This window comes from Ferruginibacter sp. HRS2-29, from assembly GCF_024343615.1.
Taxonomy (GTDB): domain Bacteria; phylum Bacteroidota; class Bacteroidia; order Chitinophagales; family Chitinophagaceae; genus Ferruginibacter.
Genome location: NZ_RJUB01000069.1, coordinates 1 through 372, shown reverse-complemented (window position 1 = coordinate 372; position 372 = coordinate 1). Strand labels below are relative to the sequence as shown.

Sequence of the window (372 nt, the reverse complement as noted above, 5' to 3'; positions counted from 1 at the left end):
GGCATCTGTAAATGTAACGGTATGGGCTCCTGCAGAAACTCCTGTAAAAATACCGGTGGTATTGGTGGTCGAACCATCCAGTATATAAGTTACAGGAGCTGTGCCGGTAGATGTAACACTGATCGATCCGTTGTTGATACCCGGACAAGCAGCGGCAGTTGGAGTGGCCGTACCGGTGATGGCCGAACCAGATCCGACCGTTGATGTAATTGTTCCTTTACAGCCTTTCGAATCGGTGAAAGTAACCGTATGCGACCCTGCGGCCACGCCGGTGAAGATGCCCGTTGTATTACTTGTTCCACCATCCAGCACATAGGTTACCGGAGTAACTCCGTTAGAAGTAGCGGTGATCGTTCCGTCAGTAGCATTGTT

At 50.5% G+C, this 372-nt stretch carries 1 protein-coding gene; it reads right to left on the bottom strand.

Annotation, left to right across the window (positions count from 1 at the left end; genetic code table 11):
• Window positions 1-372: hypothetical protein (locus EGI32_RS10925; RefSeq protein ID WP_255155417.1), on the bottom strand; the 372-nt coding region annotated here is incomplete at both ends.